We start from the raw sequence: 17177 nt of genomic DNA on the forward strand, positions 1-17177 counted from the left end.
AATGAATCAGGACAATCTGATCGAAGTGCGCGACCTGGCCGTCGAATTTGTCGTCGGTGAACGCGTGCAGCGGGTGGTCGAGGGCGTCAGCTTCGACATCAAGCGCGGCGAAACCCTGGCGCTGGTGGGGGAAAGCGGCTCCGGCAAATCGGTGACCGCCCACTCCATCCTGCGGCTGCTACCCTACCCACTGGCCCGGCACCCGTCCGGAACCATCACTTATTCCGACCGGAATCTGCTGGACCTGAAAGAGAAAACCATCCGCCACATCCGCGGCAACCGGATCGCGATGATCTTCCAGGAGCCGATGACCTCGCTCAATCCGTTGCATTCGATCGAAAAGCAGATCAACGAAATCCTGGGCATCCACAAAGGCCTGACCGGCAAAGTCGCGACCAAACGCACGTTGGAATTGTTGGAAATGGTCGGCATCCCCGAACCGCAGAAGCGTCTCAAGGCCCTGCCCCACGAGTTGTCCGGCGGCCAGCGCCAGCGGGTGATGATCGCGATGGCCCTGGCCAATGAGCCGGAATTGTTGATCGCCGATGAACCGACTACGGCGCTGGACGTGACCGTTCAACTGAAAATCCTCGAACTGCTCAAGGAATTGCAGGCCCGTCTGGGCATGGCGTTGTTACTGATCAGTCACGATTTGAACCTTGTGCGAAGAATTGCGCATCGGGTATGTGTCATGCAGCGCGGTTGTATCGTCGAACAGGCATCGTGCGAAGAATTGTTCCGCGCGCCGCAGCATCCGTACACGCGGGAACTGCTGGCAGCGGAGCCCAGCGGCAAGCCGGCGACCAATGAGATTGGCCCGCCGCTGCTGCAGGTCGAGGACCTGAAAGTCTGGTTCCCGATCAAGAAAGGCTTTCTGAAAAAGACCGTGGACCATATCAAAGCGGTCGACGGGATCAATTTCAGCCTGCCCCAGGGCCAGACCCTGGGGATTGTGGGAGAAAGCGGTTCCGGCAAGTCGACGCTCGGCCTGGCGATTTTGCGGCTGATCGGTAGCAAAGGCGCCATCCGTTTTGAAGGCAAGCAGCTAGACTGCCTGACGCAGCAACAGATTCGGCCGCTGCGGCGGGAGATGCAGGTGGTGTTCCAGGACCCCTTCGGCAGCCTGAGCCCACGGATGTGCGTGAGCCAGATCGTCGGTGAAGGCCTGCGAATCCACAAGATGGGCACCGAGGCAGAACAGGAACAAGCGATTATTGCGGCACTCAAGGAGGTAGGTCTGGACCCGGAAACCCGGCACCGCTACCCCCACGAATTTTCCGGTGGGCAACGGCAGAGAATCGCCATTGCCCGGGCATTAGTGCTAAAACCGGCGTTGATTTTGCTGGACGAGCCGACTTCGGCCCTCGACCGCACCGTGCAACGCCAAGTGGTGGAGCTGCTACGTTCACTGCAAACCAAGTACAACCTGACGTATTTGTTTATCAGCCATGACCTGGCTGTCGTCAAAGCGCTGAGCCACCAGCTGATGGTGGTCAAGCATGGCCAAGTGGTCGAACAGGGAGACGCGCAAAGTATCTTTGCCGCCCCCCAACATCCGTATACACAGCAGTTGCTGGAAGCCGCTTTTCTGGCACCAGCCACTGCGCAATAAACCTGAAAAGAGGAGCAACACATGGGTTTTCTCGCCGGTAAGCGCGTACTGATCGTCGGTGTCGCCAGCAAGCTGTCCATCGCATCCGGCATCGCTGCCGCCATGCATCGCGAGGGCGCTGAGCTTGCCTTCACTTATCAGAACGACAAACTCAAGGGTCGTGTCGAAGAATTCGCACAAGGCTGGGGCTCGAGCCCTGAGCTGTGCTTTCCGTGCGACGTGGCCAGCGATGAAGAAATCGCCAAGGTCTTCGAAGCACTGAGCAAGAAGTGGGACGGCCTGGACTGCATCGTGCACTCCGTCGGCTTCGCCCCGGGCGACCAACTGGACGGCGACTTCACCGAAGCCACCACCCGTGAAGGTTTCCGCATTGCTCACGACATCAGCGCCTACAGCTTCGTGGCCCTGGCCAAGGCTGGCCGCGAAATGATGAAGGGCCGCAATGGCAGCCTGCTGACCCTGTCGTACCTGGGCGCCGAGCGCACCATGCCGAACTACAACGTGATGGGCATGGCCAAGGCTTCCCTGGAAGCTGGCGTGCGTTATCTGGCCGGCTCCCTGGGCCCGGACGGCACCCGCGTGAACTGCGTATCGGCTGGCCCGATCCGCACCCTCGCTGCTTCCGGCATCAAGAACTTCCGCAAAATGCTGGCCGCCAACGAAGCGCAAACCCCGCTGCGTCGTAACGTCACCATCGACGAAGTCGGCAACGCCGGCGCCTTCCTGTGCTCGGACCTGGCGTCTGGCATCAGCGGCGAAATCATGTACGTAGACGGCGGCTTCAACACCACCGCCATGGGCAACATCGAAGAGTGATCTTCGGTTAGCCATTAAAAACCCGCCTCTTCACAGGCGGGTTTTTTATGCCTGCAATCTTGCAGCGCACTCGATCAACTGTGGGGCTTGCCCGCGATGGCGGAGTATCAGGCACATCAATGTTGGATGTGATGACCTCATCGCGGGCAAGCCCGCTCCCACAGTAATCCGCGCCGGACACTGACTTTGTGTTCACTACTCCCACAGGGGTTAGCGTTTAGTCGTCGATTTGTGTCAAACACCGCGCAAACAACTGCTGGATCGGTAGTGTGCGCTGGCTATAACGCTGCAACAGCACGATCTCCCGGTAGAACGTCAGCTCACCCAACGGGATGATCCGCACCTTCGCCCCATGCTCAAGCCACAGCCCCGCCTCGGGCAATAGTGAAACACCCAGTCCGCATTCGACCATTTTGACGATAGCCTCCAGCTCATCCAGCTCCAGAGCCACCTGCACATCGATCTGCTGCTCGCGTAAAAAGCGAGTCACCAGGCGCCCACCGAAAGAATTGCGGTCGTAGCGTACGTGGGGATGCTCGGCGAGCAACTGCAGCGGGTCGTCGCCCTCAAGATCTGCCGGCACGATCAGCACAAACGGCTCCCGGCGGATGACTTGCACCGACAATTCCTTGGGTAGTTCAAACGGCGGCCTGATCAGAATCGCCAGGTCCACTTCGCCGGTGTCCACCTGACTCAACAGATTCAGGGATACCCCCGGCACCAGCTTCGCCTCCAGCAATGGCGCCTGTTGCCTGAGGCGCAACAGCGCGCGCGGCAACAAGCCGGTCTGCACGGTAGCCACCGCGCCGATTTTCAGTTCGCCACGAAACTCGGCGACGCTATCACTGACGGCCATGCGGCTGAAGGTCTCAAGAATTTCCCGAGCCATCGGCAACGCCCGCTGCCCCGCTGCGTTGAGAATCGCCTGACGTCCGGTGCGATCGAACAGGCGTATGCCCAACGCCTGTTCGAGGTTGCGGATCTGCGCGCTGACCGCCGACTGGGTCAGGCCGATGTGCATACCTGCCGCAGCAAACGTGCCATAACGCGTCACGGCAATGAAGGTTTTCAGTTCCCGCAGCATGCGGCGGCTCTCCAATTGATCGAAATAATTTGAGCTCGCTGCAAAAACTATCGTCTTTCAATCAAAAAGCACAGGACTAAACTCGATCTCAACTCTCAACTCTCAACTCTCAACTCTCGACTCTCACTCCCAACCTATCGAGGCACGTCCGATGCAACTGTCCCCTTTTCACTTGGCTATCCCGGTTTACGACTTGGCCGCTGCCCGGCGCTTCTACGGCGAAGTGTTCGGCCTGGAAGAAGGTCGCTCCAGCGATCACTGGGTCGATTTCAACTTTTTCGGTCATCAACTGGTGATTCATCTGGCACCGAAAAACGCTTCTCAGGAAGCCGCCCATACCAACGCCGTGGATGGCCACGACGTACCGGTGCCGCATTTCGGTGTGGTATTGGGGATGGAGGAATGGGAAAACCTGGCGGCGCGCTTGAAAGCCCTTGGTACGCACTTCGTGATCGAGCCGGGCATCCGCTTTCAGGGACTGGTGGGCGAACAAGCCACGATGTTTCTCTTCGACCCCTGCGGCAACGCCCTGGAATTCAAGGCGTTCAAGAACATCGACCAGTTGTTCGCCAAATGATCGGCCCAACCCTTGACGCCACCGCCCTCAGTGAAGCGGTGGTCCATGGCGGTACAACCGCTGCCGCCATCGCCGAAGCCTTTCTTGAACGCATTCAGGCGCAGGAGCCGGATATCCAGGCCTTCGTTTCGTTCGACGCCCGGCAGGTTCTCGCCGATGCGGAGAAAAACAATGGCCGAGGCCTGTTGGCCGGCGTACCCGTGGGCATCAAGGACATCTTCGACACCGCTGCCTATCCGACGCAATTCTATTCACCGATTTATACCGGCCATCAACCGTCCCGGGACGCCCACGTAGTGACGCTGCTGCGCCAGGCCGGCGCGCTGATCATGGGCAAGACCCACACCACCGAGTTTGCGTACATGCACACCGGCCCGACTCGCAACCCCCACGACTTCGCCCGCACACCGGGCAGCTCCAGCGCGGGTTCGGCAGCCGGGATGGCGGCAGGTTTCTTTGCCTTGGCGCTGGGCACCCAGACCGCTGGCTCGTTGCTCAAGCCGGCGTCCTACTGCGGCCTCTTCGCCTTCAAGCCGTCGCTGGGGCTGGTGTCGCTGGAAGGCGTAAAGCCACTGGCGCCCAGCTTCGACACCGTGGGTTGGTATGGACGATCAGTGCGCGATCTGCACCTCGTGGCGCGAGTATTGATTCCTGGCTTCGTAACACCTGACGTCGAGCGGCGTCCGCTGCAATTGGGTTTCTGCCGCACCTCGCGCTGGGATCAGGTGGAGCCCGAGGTGGCCCGCGCTCTGGAGCAGGCAGTGGATCAGTTGCGCAGCGCCGGCCATCACGTCAGCGAAGTGCGGCTTCCGAATGAGTTCGCCGGTGTGTTCGACGATCATCAGTTGATCAACGATTGCGAAGGTGCGCGCTCGCTGGCGAAGGAGTTTCAACAACACCGGGCACAATTGAGCCCTTCGACACTGGCCATGTTCGAGCGAGCGGCGGCCACAACATGGGAACAGGAGTCCGCTGCCAAGGCACGCCTGGCTAATCTTGCCCCACGCTTGAATGAGCTGTGCCAACCCTTCGACGCCATGCTCGGCGCCACTTGCGGGATGGTCGCGCCGATGGGCCTGGAAAGCACCGGACCGTCAGACTTCATCAAATTCTGGGGGGCGTTCGGCTGGCCGCAGGTGAATATCCCGTTGCCCCGCGCCGAAGCGCAACTACCGATCGGACTGCAGATAATCGGGCGGTTCAGGCACGACGGCTCGTTATTGCGAGCAGCGTCCCGGATTGCAGCGGGCTTGCAGGGCAGCCCTCAAACCCCGACCTGGCCTTGATGGCGAAGCTCATCGAGCGCCAGCATCAGGCTTTCGACTGTTTTGTGAAGATCGGGATTGAATTCGATTTGAGCGACACTGAAACGAATGTCATAGCCACGATGCACCGTGGCATTGCGTTCATCGAGTATTTCCTCGAGCCGCGCCCTGATCTCAGCAATGTCCACCGCGTTGGCGCCGGTCAATAAGGCGGCAAACTCATCGCTGCCCAGCCGGCCGATCACGTCGCTTTCACGAAAAGCGATGCGCAGCACATCGGCGAAGGTTTTCAGGGCATCGTCGCCCTCGGCTCGACCGTACAGCTGGTTGATGCGCTTGAAGTGATCAAGGTCGAAAAACAGCAGGGTCGCGGGTTTGCCCAACTGCTGACAGGCCTCCAGCCCCAACCGGGCCAAGGCCTCGAAGCCATGACGATTGGAGAGTAGCGTCAGCTCATCCATGCTCGCCATCTGCACGCCCATCAGTTCTTGCTCGGCCTTGCGCGCCCTGTCGCGCAGTACATCGCGATCTGCGCTGTCGAGGACGTTCGGCGTGCGCATGTCTGCGCCAGCGCCGGGTTTGAGCGGTTTGCCTGGGGTTAACATCACTCACTCCTTGATGGATATGAACGTTAGAGTCGCTCACACCCGGTATGACTCCCTATAAATGCGCCGCTGGTCAGCTACCTGCCACCGGACACGGTCCTCCAGCATCGGCCCAGCGTTTGAACTGGGTGACGAAGATATCGTGGGGCACCGGCACCGGCGCCCGCCCCTCACCTGGATTCCAGCCCCAAAGCACCAGCTTATCGTCGCTGACGTGCTTGATCAGCGCCGCAAAATCACGATCGCCATTGCTGGAACGGTCCTTGATCATCGCGCACAACTTGTCGGCTGGCAGACCGATCCAGGCCATTTTGTGCGCGGCCGGCGGCAGGCTCCAATGCGGTGCTCCGGGCGGCGCGTTGGGGCCATAACTGGCCGGCGGATTGCGTTCGGCATGGCAACTGGCACACGGCAAACCGGCAGCGCCCTTGCCGTCCAGGCCACGAACCACATTCATTGCGTGAGCAATACCGGCGTCGAACTGCAACGGCGAATCGCCGGGGATATGACAGTTCTGACAACGCGGGCTCTGGAACACCTTCTGCACCGTGTCGAACGCCTTCACCGCCTCTTTATCATCAGCGAACAGGTCCGAGGCATAGCCACCCAGGCCAATCAGCATCACCGCGCCAAGAAACGCATGTCGTCTCATCTCACACCCCCGACAGTTGCAACGGCAATTCCCGCAGACGCTGCCCGGTCAGGGCAAACACCGCGTTCGCCACTGCCGGCGCCACCGGAGGCACACCGACCTCGCCAATGCCACCAGGCTTGTCGCTGCTGGGGACGATATGCACCTCGACCACGGGCATTTCGTTCAGGCGCAGGACCTGATAGTCGTGATAATTGGACTGCTCAACCTGGCCGTTTTTGAATGTCAGTTTGCTGTGCAAGGTAAATCCAAGACCGAAGGTGATGCCCGATTCCATCTGCGCGGCGATGCCCTGCGGGTTCACCGCAATGCCGCAATCCACCGCACACACCACCCGGTGCACGCGAATCCCCAGGTTCTCCTGCGACACCTCGGCCACCTGGGCGACATAACTGCCGAAGGACTCGTGCACCGCCACGCCCAATGCATGACCGTCCGGCAATGGTGCTTTCCAGTTGGCTTTCTCTACTGCCAGATTCAGCACGCCCAGATGCCGTGGATGTGCCTTGAGCAAGGCGCGTCGGTACTCCACCGGGTCCTTGCCGGCCGCGTCTGCCAGTTCATCGACCAACGACTCCATGACGAATGCCGTATGCGTGTGCCCCACCGAGCGCAACCACAGCACGCTAATGCCGGTTTGCGGTGAATGCAGTTCGACCTGATGATTGGCCAGCCCCTCAAGATAAGGGCTGTCGGCCACGCCTTCGACGGAGGTTTTGTCGATGCCATCCTTGACCATGGTTGCCGCGAACGACGTGCCGGTCAGGATCGACTGCCCGACCAGCACATGCTTCCAGGCCATTGGCATGCCGTCGGCACCCAGCCCGATGCGCGCCTGATGCAAGAATGCCGAGCGGTAGTAACCACCGCGAATGTCATCTTCTCGGGCCCAGACGGTTTTCACCGGCCCGCCCGCTGCCTTGGCGACGTACACGGCTTCGCTGACAAAATCCGAGGTCGGATTGGCTCGACGCCCGAAGCCGCCGCCGAGGAATTGGGTGTGGATCTCGACCTGTTCGGGTTTGAGCCCGGTGATCTTCCCCGCGATCATCTGATCCAGCGTCTGAAACTGTGTGCCGGTCCAGATTTCGCATTTGTCCTTGGAGATTTTCACCGTGCAATTGAGCGGTTCCATCGGCGCGTGAGCCAGGTAAGGCACGTTGTATTCGGCCTCAATCGTCTTCGCCGCTTTGCCCAGCGTCGCTGCCGTATCTCCGGCCTGACTGGCGGAAGTGCCGGGGGTGGCGGCGAGCTTACGGAAGCTCTCCAGCAGCTGTTGACTGTCGAGCCCGGCGTTCGGCCCCAGGTCCCATTCGACCTTCAGTACATCGCGCCCCAGCTTCGCCGCCCAATAATGATCGGCAATCACCGCGACCCCCGTGGGCACCTGCACCACTTTGTGCACGCCCGGCACCGCCAGCGCCTCGGCGCCTTCGAAGGATTTGACGCTGCCGCCGAACACCGGTGGGCGAGCGACCATCGCCGTCATCAGCCCATCGAACTGCACGTCCATGCCGAACTTGGCCTGCCCGGTGATTTTCTCCGGGGTGTCGAGACGCTTGGTGGGTTTGCCGATGACCTTCCAGTCCTGGGCTTCCTTGAACTTGATCGAGGCCGGATCCGGCACCGGCAGCTTGGCGGCGTCATCCGCCAGTTCGCCATAAGTGGCGCGTTTGTCGCCGGCAATGACCACGCCCGATTCGGTGCGAATCTGCGAAGGCGCCATGTCGAATCGCTTGGCCGCCGCCTCAATCAGCATCAAGCGCGCCGCCGCTCCGGCCTGGCGATAGCGGTCAAACTCCATCCAGGTCGACGTCGAACCGCCGGTGATCTGCATCCCGCCAAACCCCGGCAGGCCATAATCGGCCGCCGAAGCCGGCCCATGTTCGACGCGGATTTTCGACCAGTCGGCGTCCAGCTCTTCGGCGATCAACATGGTCAGGCCGGTCCAGATGCCTTGGCCCATTTCCGAATGGCCGAGCAGCACGGTGATGCTGTTGTCGTTGCCAATGCGTAAAAAGGCATTGGGGGCGAAGACGTTTCCTTGATTCTCGGCGCCGACGGAAAAACGATTGGCACCCGGGATGACAAACGCCACCACCAGACCGCCACCCAACACCGCACTGCCCTTGAGAAAACCGCGACGCGAGACAGGGTTGATTCTGTTCATGGGTCAACTCCCTTCGACGTGGTATCAACCGATCTCGGCGGCGCGTTTGACCGCGGCGCGGATTCTTGGGTAGGTGCCGCAGCGGCAGATGTTGCCGGACAGCGCCTGGTCGATATCGCTGTCGGTGGGCTTGGGGATCTTCGCCAGCAACGCTGCCGCCGACATGATCTGCCCCGACTGGCAATAACCGCACTGGACCACGTCGAGTTCGGCCCAGGCTTGCTGGAGCGGGTGCGAGCCATCGGCGGACAAGCCTTCGATGGTGAGAATTTTCTGCCCGTGGGCCACCGCCGTGGCGGGCGTGATACAGGAGCGCAGCGGCGCGCCGTCGACGTGTACGGTGCAGGCACCACACTGGGCCATGCCGCAACCGAATTTGCTGCCCGTCAGGTGCGCGACATCGCGCAGCACCCAGAGCAACGGCATGTCCGCGGGGACATCCAGTTCCTGGTCCTTGCCATTGATGTTAAGGGTCAGCATTGCGGGTTTCCTCAGACTCACGGTGTTCTGAAGGGGCGCCTGTGCCGCGAAGCCATCATTTTTGTGCAGGTCGGCGATTACGCGCGCCTTGGGTTATCCCTACAGCTAAGCGCAATTTGACCCACAAGCCATGTTCATCGACCACCGGTCGCTTCCCATTCTCACGACTTGTCGATCTATGGCACACCCGGACCACTACAGGCTGACTACGCTGATAATCCAGAGTGATTAACCCGCAGAGGAGCACCGCCATGCACCGCGTTCAAAAACTCACGCCCTGCCTATGGTTCGACGATCAGGCCGAGGAAGCCGCGAAGTTTTACTGCGCAATCTTCGATCATTCAAAAATCGCCGGCATCACCCATTACGGCAAGGCCGGTCAGAAAATCCATTGCCGGCCGGAAGGTTCGGTGATGACCGTCAGTTTCGAGCTCGATGGGCAAAGCTTCACAGGCCTTAACGGTGGCCCGGTTTTCAAGTTCAATGAGGCGATCTCATTCCAGGTCAATTGCCACACTCAGGAAGAAGTCGACCACTTCTGGGGGCGCCTGTCTGCGGGTGGTCCCGTTGAAGCCCAGCAATGCGGCTGGCTCAAGGATAAATTCGGTGTGTCGTGGCAGGTCGTGCCGGTCGTTCTGATGGACATGATGAAAGACCCCGACACAGCCAAGTCCCAGCGCGCCATGACAGCGATGCTGCAAATGAAAAAACTCGACATCGCCACGCTGCAACGAGCCTTTGACGGCGAGAGCTAATACACTCCAAGGCTGACCCGCCGAGGACACCGAGATGAAGCACACCGTCGCCAAAGATGCAGACAAAGCCCCGCGCTTCTGGCGCGACGACGCCCTGCCCTTCATCGAAGCCCGCTCCATCGCCGACGGTCGCGAGGTCTGCTACAGCCGGCATTCCCACGCGCATTTTTCCATCGGCGCAATCACCGCCGGGCGCAGCACCTATATTCACGAACAATCGGAGTTTCAGGTCAGTGCCGGCACCGTGGTGCTGATGAATCCGGGCGATGTGCATGCCTGCAATCCGATCGACGACCAGCCGTGGTCGTACTTGATGCTGTACGTCGAGACGCCGTGGCTGACCGACTTGCAGCATCAGCTCGGCTTCAGCCAGGACTCGGCGTTTCGCCGGTTTTCCATCACCCACAATCGTGACGTCCAGCTGTTTACCGGCCTGAAGAGTTTGTACGAGGTGTTGATCGACCCGCAGCAAGACGTGCTGTGCAAGCACAGCGCTGCGGTGGAGTTTTTCACCGAGGTGCAACAGCGGCTCAACCCCGTCGATCAACCGTTGCGCGAACCCAATTTCAAGCTGGAGCGGGCCGCCGACTATATCCGCGACAATTGCACACAGATGCTCAAGCTGGAAGACATTTGCGAGGCGGCGCAACTGTCGTCGTCCTACCTGATCCGCGCGTTCAAGCAGCATTACGGCATGACGCCCCATGCGTTTCTGATCAACCGGCGCATCCAGTTCGCCCGGGATCGGTTGCGCAGCGGCAAGTTGATTGCCGATGTGGCGCTGGAGGCCGGGTTTGCTGATCAGGCGCATTTTCAGCGTGTATTCAAACAGCATCTGGCGGCGACACCGGGGCAGTATCGCGGCTAACTCATCCTCCCTCGCCACAAGCCTTGATGGGCGGAACTGCCACACAAACCCCTGTGGGAGCAACTGTCTTGATGTCTTTTATTTTGAAGTTTGATCAAAGGGCAGCCGAACTTCCACAGTCTCAAACCATGTGATTTCCCAAATGAGCAAGCAGTCTGTTTAGGCTGCCTGCTCTCTCCACTCAGTTTGGTCACGGATCATCGCGTTCAGCCTTATCAACAACACCCGCATGCAGGCGATCAGCGCCACTTTCGCGCATTTACCTCTCAGGCGAAGCGCGTCATATCGGGCTTTGAACTCGGGTTGTCGCAAAATCACAGCCCAACTGGCCATGTACATCGCACGTCGCACGGCAAATCGGCCACCGCTTATATGACGAGGCCCTTCGTGGTTGCCGCTGTCGTCGTTGTAAGGGGCGATCCCTGCCAGTGCTGCGATCTCGTGCCGTCCAACCTCTCCCAGCTCAGGCAGGTAGGCCATGATGCTGGCTGCGGTCACGAGCCCTAGTCCCTTAACCGAGCGCAAGCGGGCAATTTTTTCACTGTCCAGGTCTTTGGCGCTTTGGCAGATCAGCTGTTCTATCGACTTTATTGCCTGATCTAAATAGTCGATATGGCTTTGCAACAAGGGTTTTATCGAGTCGACAGAAGCCGTTTTGATACGCCGCCTGTCGTCACTTTGCTGCTGAACAAAGTTTTCGCGTTGCTGTACCAGCGCACGCAAATTGTCCTGTTCGGCGCTGGTGATACGGCTATCGGCGTCCTTTATAATCGTTGCAAATTCGGCGAGAAGCCGCGCATCTATCGCGTCTGTTTTAGCGCGATAACCCATTGCCTTGGCAAAATCTTTCGCCCGACGAGGATTGATTTCGTAAGACGTCAAAGCCGCCCCTTTGAAGCACCTTCATGGGCCCCCGCTCGTAGCCACCGGTGGCTTCCAGTAACACGCGGGTGACTTCGAAGCCTTTTAACCAATCAATCAGCACCGGGAAACCACTGGCGCTGTTCGGAAAACTCGCACCAATGCCTTGCGAATTAATCCAGACTTCCAGACTGTCTTTGGAAACATCAATGCCTGCGCAGGAAAACATGGCTAAACCCTCTTACACTCATAAATGAGAGCGCTCTGGTTGGGCTCCACGCTTGTAATGTTCGAGGTCGGCTCGTTCAACTGTTCGGGCTCAATAACCAGAGTGGAGAGGTGAATGGCAGCATGGGCTCCCACACGTGCTGCTAGCACTCCGGGCGTTCAGCTTGCCACTCACCGCTCTCATCTTCAGTCTAAGTCCTGCGCAAGACACAAGCGGGCTTGCCCGCGATAGCGGTAGTCCCTTCGATATCATTGTTGGCCGACCAGACGCCATCGCGGGCAAGCCCGCTCCCACAGGGAAAAGATTGGCAATAAGAGTGGTGCCAGAAACCACTATCGCAAACCTACGGCAACAACAAATACCCCGCACTCACCGCCAGCAACAACGCCATGCCCCGATTGAACAGGCGCATCCCCGCCGGGTTGCTCAGATAGCCGCGTAAAAACGTCCCGGCATATGCCCAGCAACCCACCGACAGATAGCAGATCACCAGATACACTGCCGCAAACTGCCAGACCAGACGCGCTTCGCCATCGGCGACAAACGCGCCCATCCCCGCCACGCAGGCCAGCCAGGCTTTCGGGTTGAGCCATTGCATGACCGCGCCATACAGCATCGACGGCGCCCGCCCTGACTCCTTGGCATCGAGCTGACCGTTATCAGTGGCCAATTTGAAAGCCATGAACAACAGAAATGCCACGCCGGCCAGTTGCACCACCCGCGTCAGCGCCGGCCAACGCTGCAACACCTCATGCAACCCCAACCCCATCAGCACCAATAACAGCACGAATCCCAGGGTCGCCCCGGCCACATGCCGCTGACTGGCGCGAAAGCCGAACTGCGCGCCAGAGCTCAACGCCACAATATTCACCGGCCCCGGCGTTATAGAGGCGACCAGCGCAAACGCGGCCATGGAAAGAATCAGACTCATTGCACACCTGCTTCAAATCAAGGAAACCAGCGTCCACGATAATGAGCGCGTTGCTCAGGGTATTGAAGAAAATTGCTCTCGATGAGGTAAAACCTACCCCGGCACCGATGAGACTGTTCTTATTACACCCGCGATCGGACTCAATTAGTTATTGCCAGAAATTAACTTACTTTAAAAAACCAACGTCCTGCCACATTCCGAAAAATACTCACACAGTTTGAAACCAAGCAACTCAAAACAAGAAAAAGCAACCAGATATAGTTTCACCCGTTCAAAAAAACCAATCTTCAACAAGTTACATAGTGACCATCAACCTCAAGGACGAACGACCAACTCATGACCACACCACCAAACCTCTTTGCTCAATCGCTCTCCACCGACCAAACTGAACGCCGCGCAATCGCTGACATATTAAAGTCAGCCATTGATAAAGCAGTGTCTCAGAATGAAGAATCGACCTATGCCTACACCACCCAACTGATCGATATCAATCAACTGGTCGTCACCACGATCAAAGGCAGCCATTTCGACAGCACCCATCAATCGGCGAAAACTTTTCTACGCCGACTGATCGCCGACCCACAATTCATAGAAGCGATTGAAATACTGCCTCTTGAGGACGATTACTGGACGTTGGTAAACCAAGACGGTGATATCTGTAAAGTTTATTCCTCCCCAAAGGACATCGGCACCTATATTGAAAGCATAAACATCACCACACTTATAAACACCCTCACCGACCTGACAGGTGACATTGAACTACTGATCAAAGCCGCGACCCTCACAGGGGGCATTGTTTCGTCAAGCGAGCGCATCCCTTTGATCAACTGGCTTCAGTTTCATAATCTGGATGTGCCAAATACTTTCGAGCAAGTAAAAAATCTGATTGAGTATTTGAGTTTTTCGCCACCACCGGCACCAGAATTCGGTAATTATTGGGGTATCTCAGACGAAACAAATGAAACAATCTTGATTGTGCCTGAGCAGCAGCAGCCGCTTATCAAACAAGAAGTCAACACGCTGATGTCAAGGGACGGATCCGCTCCTGAACGCCTCATCAACTATTTGGCCGATTCGCTGCCCAGTCGGTACTCCCGGGTTCTTTTGGAGGAAAATACCGACTTTGCCTGGGAGGTTCTAATCGACACCGAAGAATCCAGAAATTTTGCCCAATCATGCTTCAATGCGCTAGGTTCGGAGCTTTCAACTCCGGACAAACCCATGACCACCGGACAACGCAGCAGGCTTCTTGTTGCTGCAATCATGGTGGATCTGGATTTAGGCACAGACGAGCAGAGGAAGCGGTACTCCGATCTCCTCTACCACTACCCGAACAAAAATGCTTTCGAGGCAAGGGAAGAGCTGAAAGACCGATTAGTGGCCATCGGCGTTAATCCGGATACGGTGATACTAACTCTCCAATTGGTACTTGCTGGCCTAGGGCCAGAGTTCCTTGTCTACGCGCCTTCCTCACTGCAGGTCGGCTCTTCGGGCTGGGTGATACTTCATAAATCGGTTTTGCTGGCTGAACACATCGCCCCTGGCTTATCGCGACACATGCGCTATGAGCAATTATTGGAATTGGGTGCAATATCACCTGTCAGCACCGAACAGCAAAAGTTACATGACGTTATCACCTTGCGGTGCATCATGGACTGGGCATCGATCAATGAGCTTCGGTCAAAAGATGAAGAAAATCTTCCACTGGAAGATATAGCCAAAAATGACATATCACACTACAACGCCTACATCAGTGAGATCTCCGATGCGCTCAAGGCCATTTCTGCGCCCCCTGTCAGTCGCAAGAAACTGGCAAAAGAGACCATTCTGGATGAAACATCCCTTCGCCCCCAACAAGAACTTTTCCCAGTAAAAACCGGCAAATGGAACCCTGGATTTCCTCGAACCGTCCTTGAACTGTACATGAACAATCTTTTAACGAGTAAGGAGTGGGACAGCAAAACAGGGCCGAGCATTTTCAAGCAAGATCCAGACCTCGCAAAACTTACCCCAATCAATAGGCTGTACAAGAATGAAGTAGAAAAATACTACAAGGCATTCACGCCCGGTGTCATCACAATGATTCGACTCGCCCTGTCACGACTGCACCGCAGAGACAGAGTGGTCATTGAATATGGCAAGCTTGCGCTATACCAAGTATTAGGCAGCCGATTCATTCCAGGTCACAGCGCAGACGAAACAGCTTTTTTCGGAATCGTCATTACCTCCTGGTTCGACAACGAGCTTCATTGCTACGAACTTTTTCCCCTCCAGGGGCTTTGCTTAAAAAACGAAGATCTGGCCCGAGGATTCATTCGCGGCGTTTCATTCAATGAGGCCGATGGTCGTGAGTCCCCCAATGGTGATAACGGTAATTTCCAGCGCCTGACCTATTTGCAGCATATCTATGCCGACAATGAAGCTTATTTCGCCGGTAGCAAACCAGTGCTCCATGGAGGAAAAAGAACCAGCCAATTATTGCCAGACAACTTCAGATCGCTTGACGAGTACCTCAACCTTAGTGGTACCGGAATGCTATTGATGCGATTCGGTGAATTCGACGATCAATCACAATCTGCTCATTACTATCGAAGTTCGATGGAGAGCTTTAACTCAGAACGCTTCAAGGGCATAGGCAATCTTGTAGCCGAACACAACCCGCCCATTACCTACGACCAGTTCCATAGTATGGGCTATGACAAAACCGCGATTGAAGATAGAGACGAAGCTTTTAAAAAGCTGATCGACGGCATTCTCGATGTCATCATTCCGTTCAAAGGATGCATTGAAGGGCTCTCCTCGGACGATCCAAAGCGTCGAAGTGGCGCCGTATTCAGCTGCACCATGGATGCAGTTGCTGTTTTGCTGGTATTCGCTGGAGGCGTCGGGCCTTTCTTGAAAGCCGCAGCGAGCAGCACGAAACTGATTAACTTGAGCAGGGTCACCCTAGGTGTCGTCGTGTCCATTTTTAATCCGTTGGATGGCGTACCACAACTGGTGCACGGCGGTGCCAGACTGGTAGGTAAAGGGGCGCTGAAACTGACTCACTTTGGTCAGTCCGTCACCAAAACCGCTGTGAGCCAGTTACGTCATTTGACCAACGCCAGCGCTTCTTATGACCTTGTCAAAGCGTTGAGTAAGACCGGCTCTGCCGCCGAGATTCGCATGACGTTGCCTACGGTGGCCCATGGGCGTGCGCTGTTCAAGGACGATACTATTGAAACCGCCGAGCAGATCGTGGCCCTTTTGGCTAACAAAAATAGTCGTTTGCCGAATGATGGCGCTCATGTCGAGCTGGAGCAGCTGTTCAATAATGCCGTCATAGAGGCAACACTCAAACTAAAGAGCGCCCAGGATCTGGAGTCATTGATCGGCCGGGCAGCATTAGACGACCTGTTCAAGACGTTCATGGCTAACCCCGAAATCAGCTATAGCGCAGCCCGCTCGGCAAATAGGAACTATTCGCACATACTGGAGGATCTGAGCAAGATCGAAACGACCAACCTCACTTACATGAAAAATTATCAGCAAGCGGTGCTCAAACAGGATTTAGGCAAAGCGCCCTATGACGCCATTCTGCCGGATTCCGTCTTCAACCCGCAGGGGTTCACCGATCATGCGCAGCGGGCTGGAGCCTGGATTGTTCATGCCTCAACAACCAAAAGCAACAACCTCGACAGCATCGTGGCAGTACTGCGCGAATACGCGGGTAATGGTAAATCACTGACCGATCCTGCCGTGATCAAAGCGTTGCATGCACGCGTTGCACCTGAAGCCGCAGATATCGTGCGCGTCAGATTTGATGGTCAGCCTTATGCAAGCAGTATCAGCGGTTTCGCTGCAATGAAAGAACATTTGAAAGTGCTCGATGTCAGCCATGAACACTTTGGCAAACAGTTGCTGGGGGCCGTCGCGGGCTTCCATGGTTTAGGTGACGGGAATGGCCGCACTGCTCGGGCGCTATATGCCATCAGCGAATTGCGCGCCAATCGCTTTACCGCAACAACTCCACAGGTCGATAGGCTGCTCCACGGTTTGCCATAACCCCCTCGCATAAAAAGGGACACATAAAAAGGGACAGACCACGATTGAGGTAAATACCGAACAATCGTGGTCTGCCCTCTGTTTTCCCTAACCCTACATTTCGGCAGATCTGAGATTTAGTCGTCGCAAGCCTGCCACGATGCGCCTTGTGGCGGGCCTATACTTCAAGAGTCGGCACACTCGAAGCGACATGCAATCGTGTTTGATGTACGGGGTATCGCGTCGAGT

Annotated in this window: 15 protein-coding genes; 7 read left to right on the forward strand and 8 right to left on the reverse strand. The window is 57.1% G+C overall.

The features are described from left to right. Position 1 precedes the first annotated feature (1 nt). Together PSH65_RS17860 and fabI are read left to right on the forward strand one after the other, a co-directional pair. Positions 2-1612 (forward strand): ABC transporter ATP-binding protein, encoded by a 1611-nt coding sequence (locus PSH65_RS17860; protein ID WP_305421556.1) that lies wholly within the window; start codon positions 2-4, stop codon positions 1610-1612. A 21-nt stretch (positions 1613-1633) separates the two neighbouring features. Further along, positions 1634-2428: an enoyl-ACP reductase FabI gene (gene fabI, locus PSH65_RS17865; RefSeq protein WP_007906751.1), complete on the forward strand. Its 795-nt coding sequence runs from the start codon at positions 1634-1636 to the stop codon at positions 2426-2428. A gap of 217 nt (positions 2429-2645) precedes the next feature. On the opposite strand, the gene PSH65_RS17870 is transcribed toward fabI, so the two are convergent. Next, positions 2646-3512, reverse strand: a complete 867-nt coding sequence (locus PSH65_RS17870) for a LysR family transcriptional regulator (RefSeq protein WP_305421557.1) — start codon at positions 3510-3512, stop codon at positions 2646-2648. Between the two features lie 151 nt (positions 3513-3663). Between PSH65_RS17870 and PSH65_RS17875 the strand changes: the two genes are divergently transcribed. Both PSH65_RS17875 and PSH65_RS17880 read left to right on the forward strand, forming a co-directional pair. Beyond that, positions 3664-4089 (forward strand): VOC family protein, encoded by a 426-nt coding sequence (locus tag PSH65_RS17875; protein WP_305421558.1) that lies wholly within the window; start codon positions 3664-3666, stop codon positions 4087-4089. After that, positions 4086-5375: an amidase gene (locus PSH65_RS17880; protein ID WP_305421559.1), complete on the forward strand. Its 1290-nt coding sequence runs from the start codon at positions 4086-4088 to the stop codon at positions 5373-5375. The genes PSH65_RS17875 and PSH65_RS17880 overlap by 4 nt, the downstream gene beginning before the upstream one ends. Here PSH65_RS17880 and PSH65_RS17885 read toward each other — a convergent pair. The 4 genes from PSH65_RS17885 to PSH65_RS17900 all read right to left on the reverse strand — a co-directional run bounded on the left by PSH65_RS17885 (position 5354) and on the right by PSH65_RS17900 (position 9261). Beyond that, positions 5354-5959, reverse strand: a complete 606-nt coding sequence (locus tag PSH65_RS17885; protein WP_305421560.1) for a GGDEF domain-containing protein — start codon at positions 5957-5959, stop codon at positions 5354-5356. The genes PSH65_RS17880 and PSH65_RS17885 overlap by 22 nt on opposite strands. Positions 5960-6032: 73 nt before the next feature. Beyond that, entirely contained in the window at positions 6033-6611 is a 579-nt protein-coding gene (locus tag PSH65_RS17890) for a hypothetical protein (RefSeq protein WP_305421561.1), read from the reverse strand. Between the two features lies 1 nt (position 6612). Then, a complete protein-coding gene (locus PSH65_RS17895) occupies positions 6613-8781 on the reverse strand; it encodes a xanthine dehydrogenase family protein molybdopterin-binding subunit (RefSeq protein ID WP_305421562.1) in 2169 nt (722 codons plus the stop codon). A gap of 24 nt (positions 8782-8805) precedes the next feature. After that, on the reverse strand, positions 8806-9261 hold the full coding sequence (locus PSH65_RS17900; protein ID WP_305421563.1) for a (2Fe-2S)-binding protein: 456 nt from the start codon (positions 9259-9261) through the stop codon (positions 8806-8808). A 251-nt stretch (positions 9262-9512) separates the two neighbouring features. On the opposite strand from PSH65_RS17900, the gene PSH65_RS17905 reads away from it, so the two are divergent. Beyond that, positions 9513-10016, forward strand: coding sequence for a VOC family protein (locus PSH65_RS17905; RefSeq protein ID WP_305421564.1), 504 nt, complete (start codon positions 9513-9515; stop codon positions 10014-10016). Positions 10017-10050: 34 nt separating this feature from the next. Beyond that, positions 10051-10884: an AraC family transcriptional regulator gene (locus PSH65_RS17910; protein WP_305421565.1), complete on the forward strand. Its 834-nt coding sequence runs from the start codon at positions 10051-10053 to the stop codon at positions 10882-10884. A gap of 159 nt (positions 10885-11043) precedes the next feature. On the opposite strand, the gene PSH65_RS17915 is transcribed toward PSH65_RS17910, so the two are convergent. The 3 genes from PSH65_RS17915 to PSH65_RS17925 all read right to left on the reverse strand — a co-directional run bounded on the left by PSH65_RS17915 (position 11044) and on the right by PSH65_RS17925 (position 12905). Then, positions 11044-11766 carry a transposase gene (locus PSH65_RS17915; protein ID WP_305421566.1) on the reverse strand — a complete coding sequence of 241 codons (723 nt, stop codon included), beginning with the start codon at positions 11764-11766 and terminating at the stop codon, positions 11044-11046. Beyond that, positions 11699-11974: a transposase gene (locus PSH65_RS17920; RefSeq protein WP_305421567.1), complete on the reverse strand. Its 276-nt coding sequence runs from the start codon at positions 11972-11974 to the stop codon at positions 11699-11701. The genes PSH65_RS17915 and PSH65_RS17920 overlap by 68 nt, the downstream gene beginning before the upstream one ends. A gap of 343 nt (positions 11975-12317) precedes the next feature. After that, positions 12318-12905: a LysE family translocator gene (locus PSH65_RS17925; RefSeq protein WP_305421568.1), complete on the reverse strand. Its 588-nt coding sequence runs from the start codon at positions 12903-12905 to the stop codon at positions 12318-12320. Positions 12906-13241: 336 nt separating this feature from the next. Here PSH65_RS17925 and PSH65_RS17930 point away from each other — a divergent pair, with 336 nt between their 5' ends. After that, positions 13242-16949, forward strand: a complete 3708-nt coding sequence (locus tag PSH65_RS17930; RefSeq protein ID WP_305421569.1) for a hypothetical protein — start codon at positions 13242-13244, stop codon at positions 16947-16949. Positions 16950-17177: the final 228 nt, after the last annotated feature.

The organism is Pseudomonas sp. FP603 (assembly GCF_030687415.1).
GTDB lineage: Bacteria > Pseudomonadota > Gammaproteobacteria > Pseudomonadales > Pseudomonadaceae > Aquipseudomonas > Aquipseudomonas wuhanensis.

What these genes read in the sequence shown, in the direction of transcription:
- PSH65_RS17860 (WP_305421556.1), top strand. Translation starts at nt 2, where the DNA reads ATGAATCAGGACAATCTGATCGAAGTGCGCGACCTGGCCGTCGAATTT.
- fabI (WP_007906751.1), top strand. Translation starts at nt 1,634, where the DNA reads ATGGGTTTTCTCGCCGGTAAGCGCGTACTGATCGTCGGTGTCGCCAGC.
- PSH65_RS17870 (WP_305421557.1), bottom strand. Translation starts at nt 3,512, where the DNA reads ATGCTGCGGGAACTGAAAACCTTCATTGCCGTGACGCGTTATGGCACG.
- PSH65_RS17875 (WP_305421558.1), top strand. Translation starts at nt 3,664, where the DNA reads ATGCAACTGTCCCCTTTTCACTTGGCTATCCCGGTTTACGACTTGGCC.
- PSH65_RS17880 (WP_305421559.1), top strand. Translation starts at nt 4,086, where the DNA reads ATGATCGGCCCAACCCTTGACGCCACCGCCCTCAGTGAAGCGGTGGTC.
- PSH65_RS17885 (WP_305421560.1), bottom strand. Translation starts at nt 5,959, where the DNA reads ATGTTAACCCCAGGCAAACCGCTCAAACCCGGCGCTGGCGCAGACATG.
- PSH65_RS17890 (WP_305421561.1), bottom strand. Translation starts at nt 6,611, where the DNA reads ATGAGACGACATGCGTTTCTTGGCGCGGTGATGCTGATTGGCCTGGGT.
- PSH65_RS17895 (WP_305421562.1), bottom strand. Translation starts at nt 8,781, where the DNA reads ATGAACAGAATCAACCCTGTCTCGCGTCGCGGTTTTCTCAAGGGCAGT.
- PSH65_RS17900 (WP_305421563.1), bottom strand. Translation starts at nt 9,261, where the DNA reads ATGCTGACCCTTAACATCAATGGCAAGGACCAGGAACTGGATGTCCCC.
- PSH65_RS17905 (WP_305421564.1), top strand. Translation starts at nt 9,513, where the DNA reads ATGCACCGCGTTCAAAAACTCACGCCCTGCCTATGGTTCGACGATCAG.
- PSH65_RS17910 (WP_305421565.1), top strand. Translation starts at nt 10,051, where the DNA reads ATGAAGCACACCGTCGCCAAAGATGCAGACAAAGCCCCGCGCTTCTGG.
- PSH65_RS17920 (WP_305421567.1), bottom strand. Translation starts at nt 11,974, where the DNA reads ATGTTTTCCTGCGCAGGCATTGATGTTTCCAAAGACAGTCTGGAAGTC.
- PSH65_RS17925 (WP_305421568.1), bottom strand. Translation starts at nt 12,905, where the DNA reads ATGAGTCTGATTCTTTCCATGGCCGCGTTTGCGCTGGTCGCCTCTATA.
- PSH65_RS17930 (WP_305421569.1), top strand. Translation starts at nt 13,242, where the DNA reads ATGACCACACCACCAAACCTCTTTGCTCAATCGCTCTCCACCGACCAA.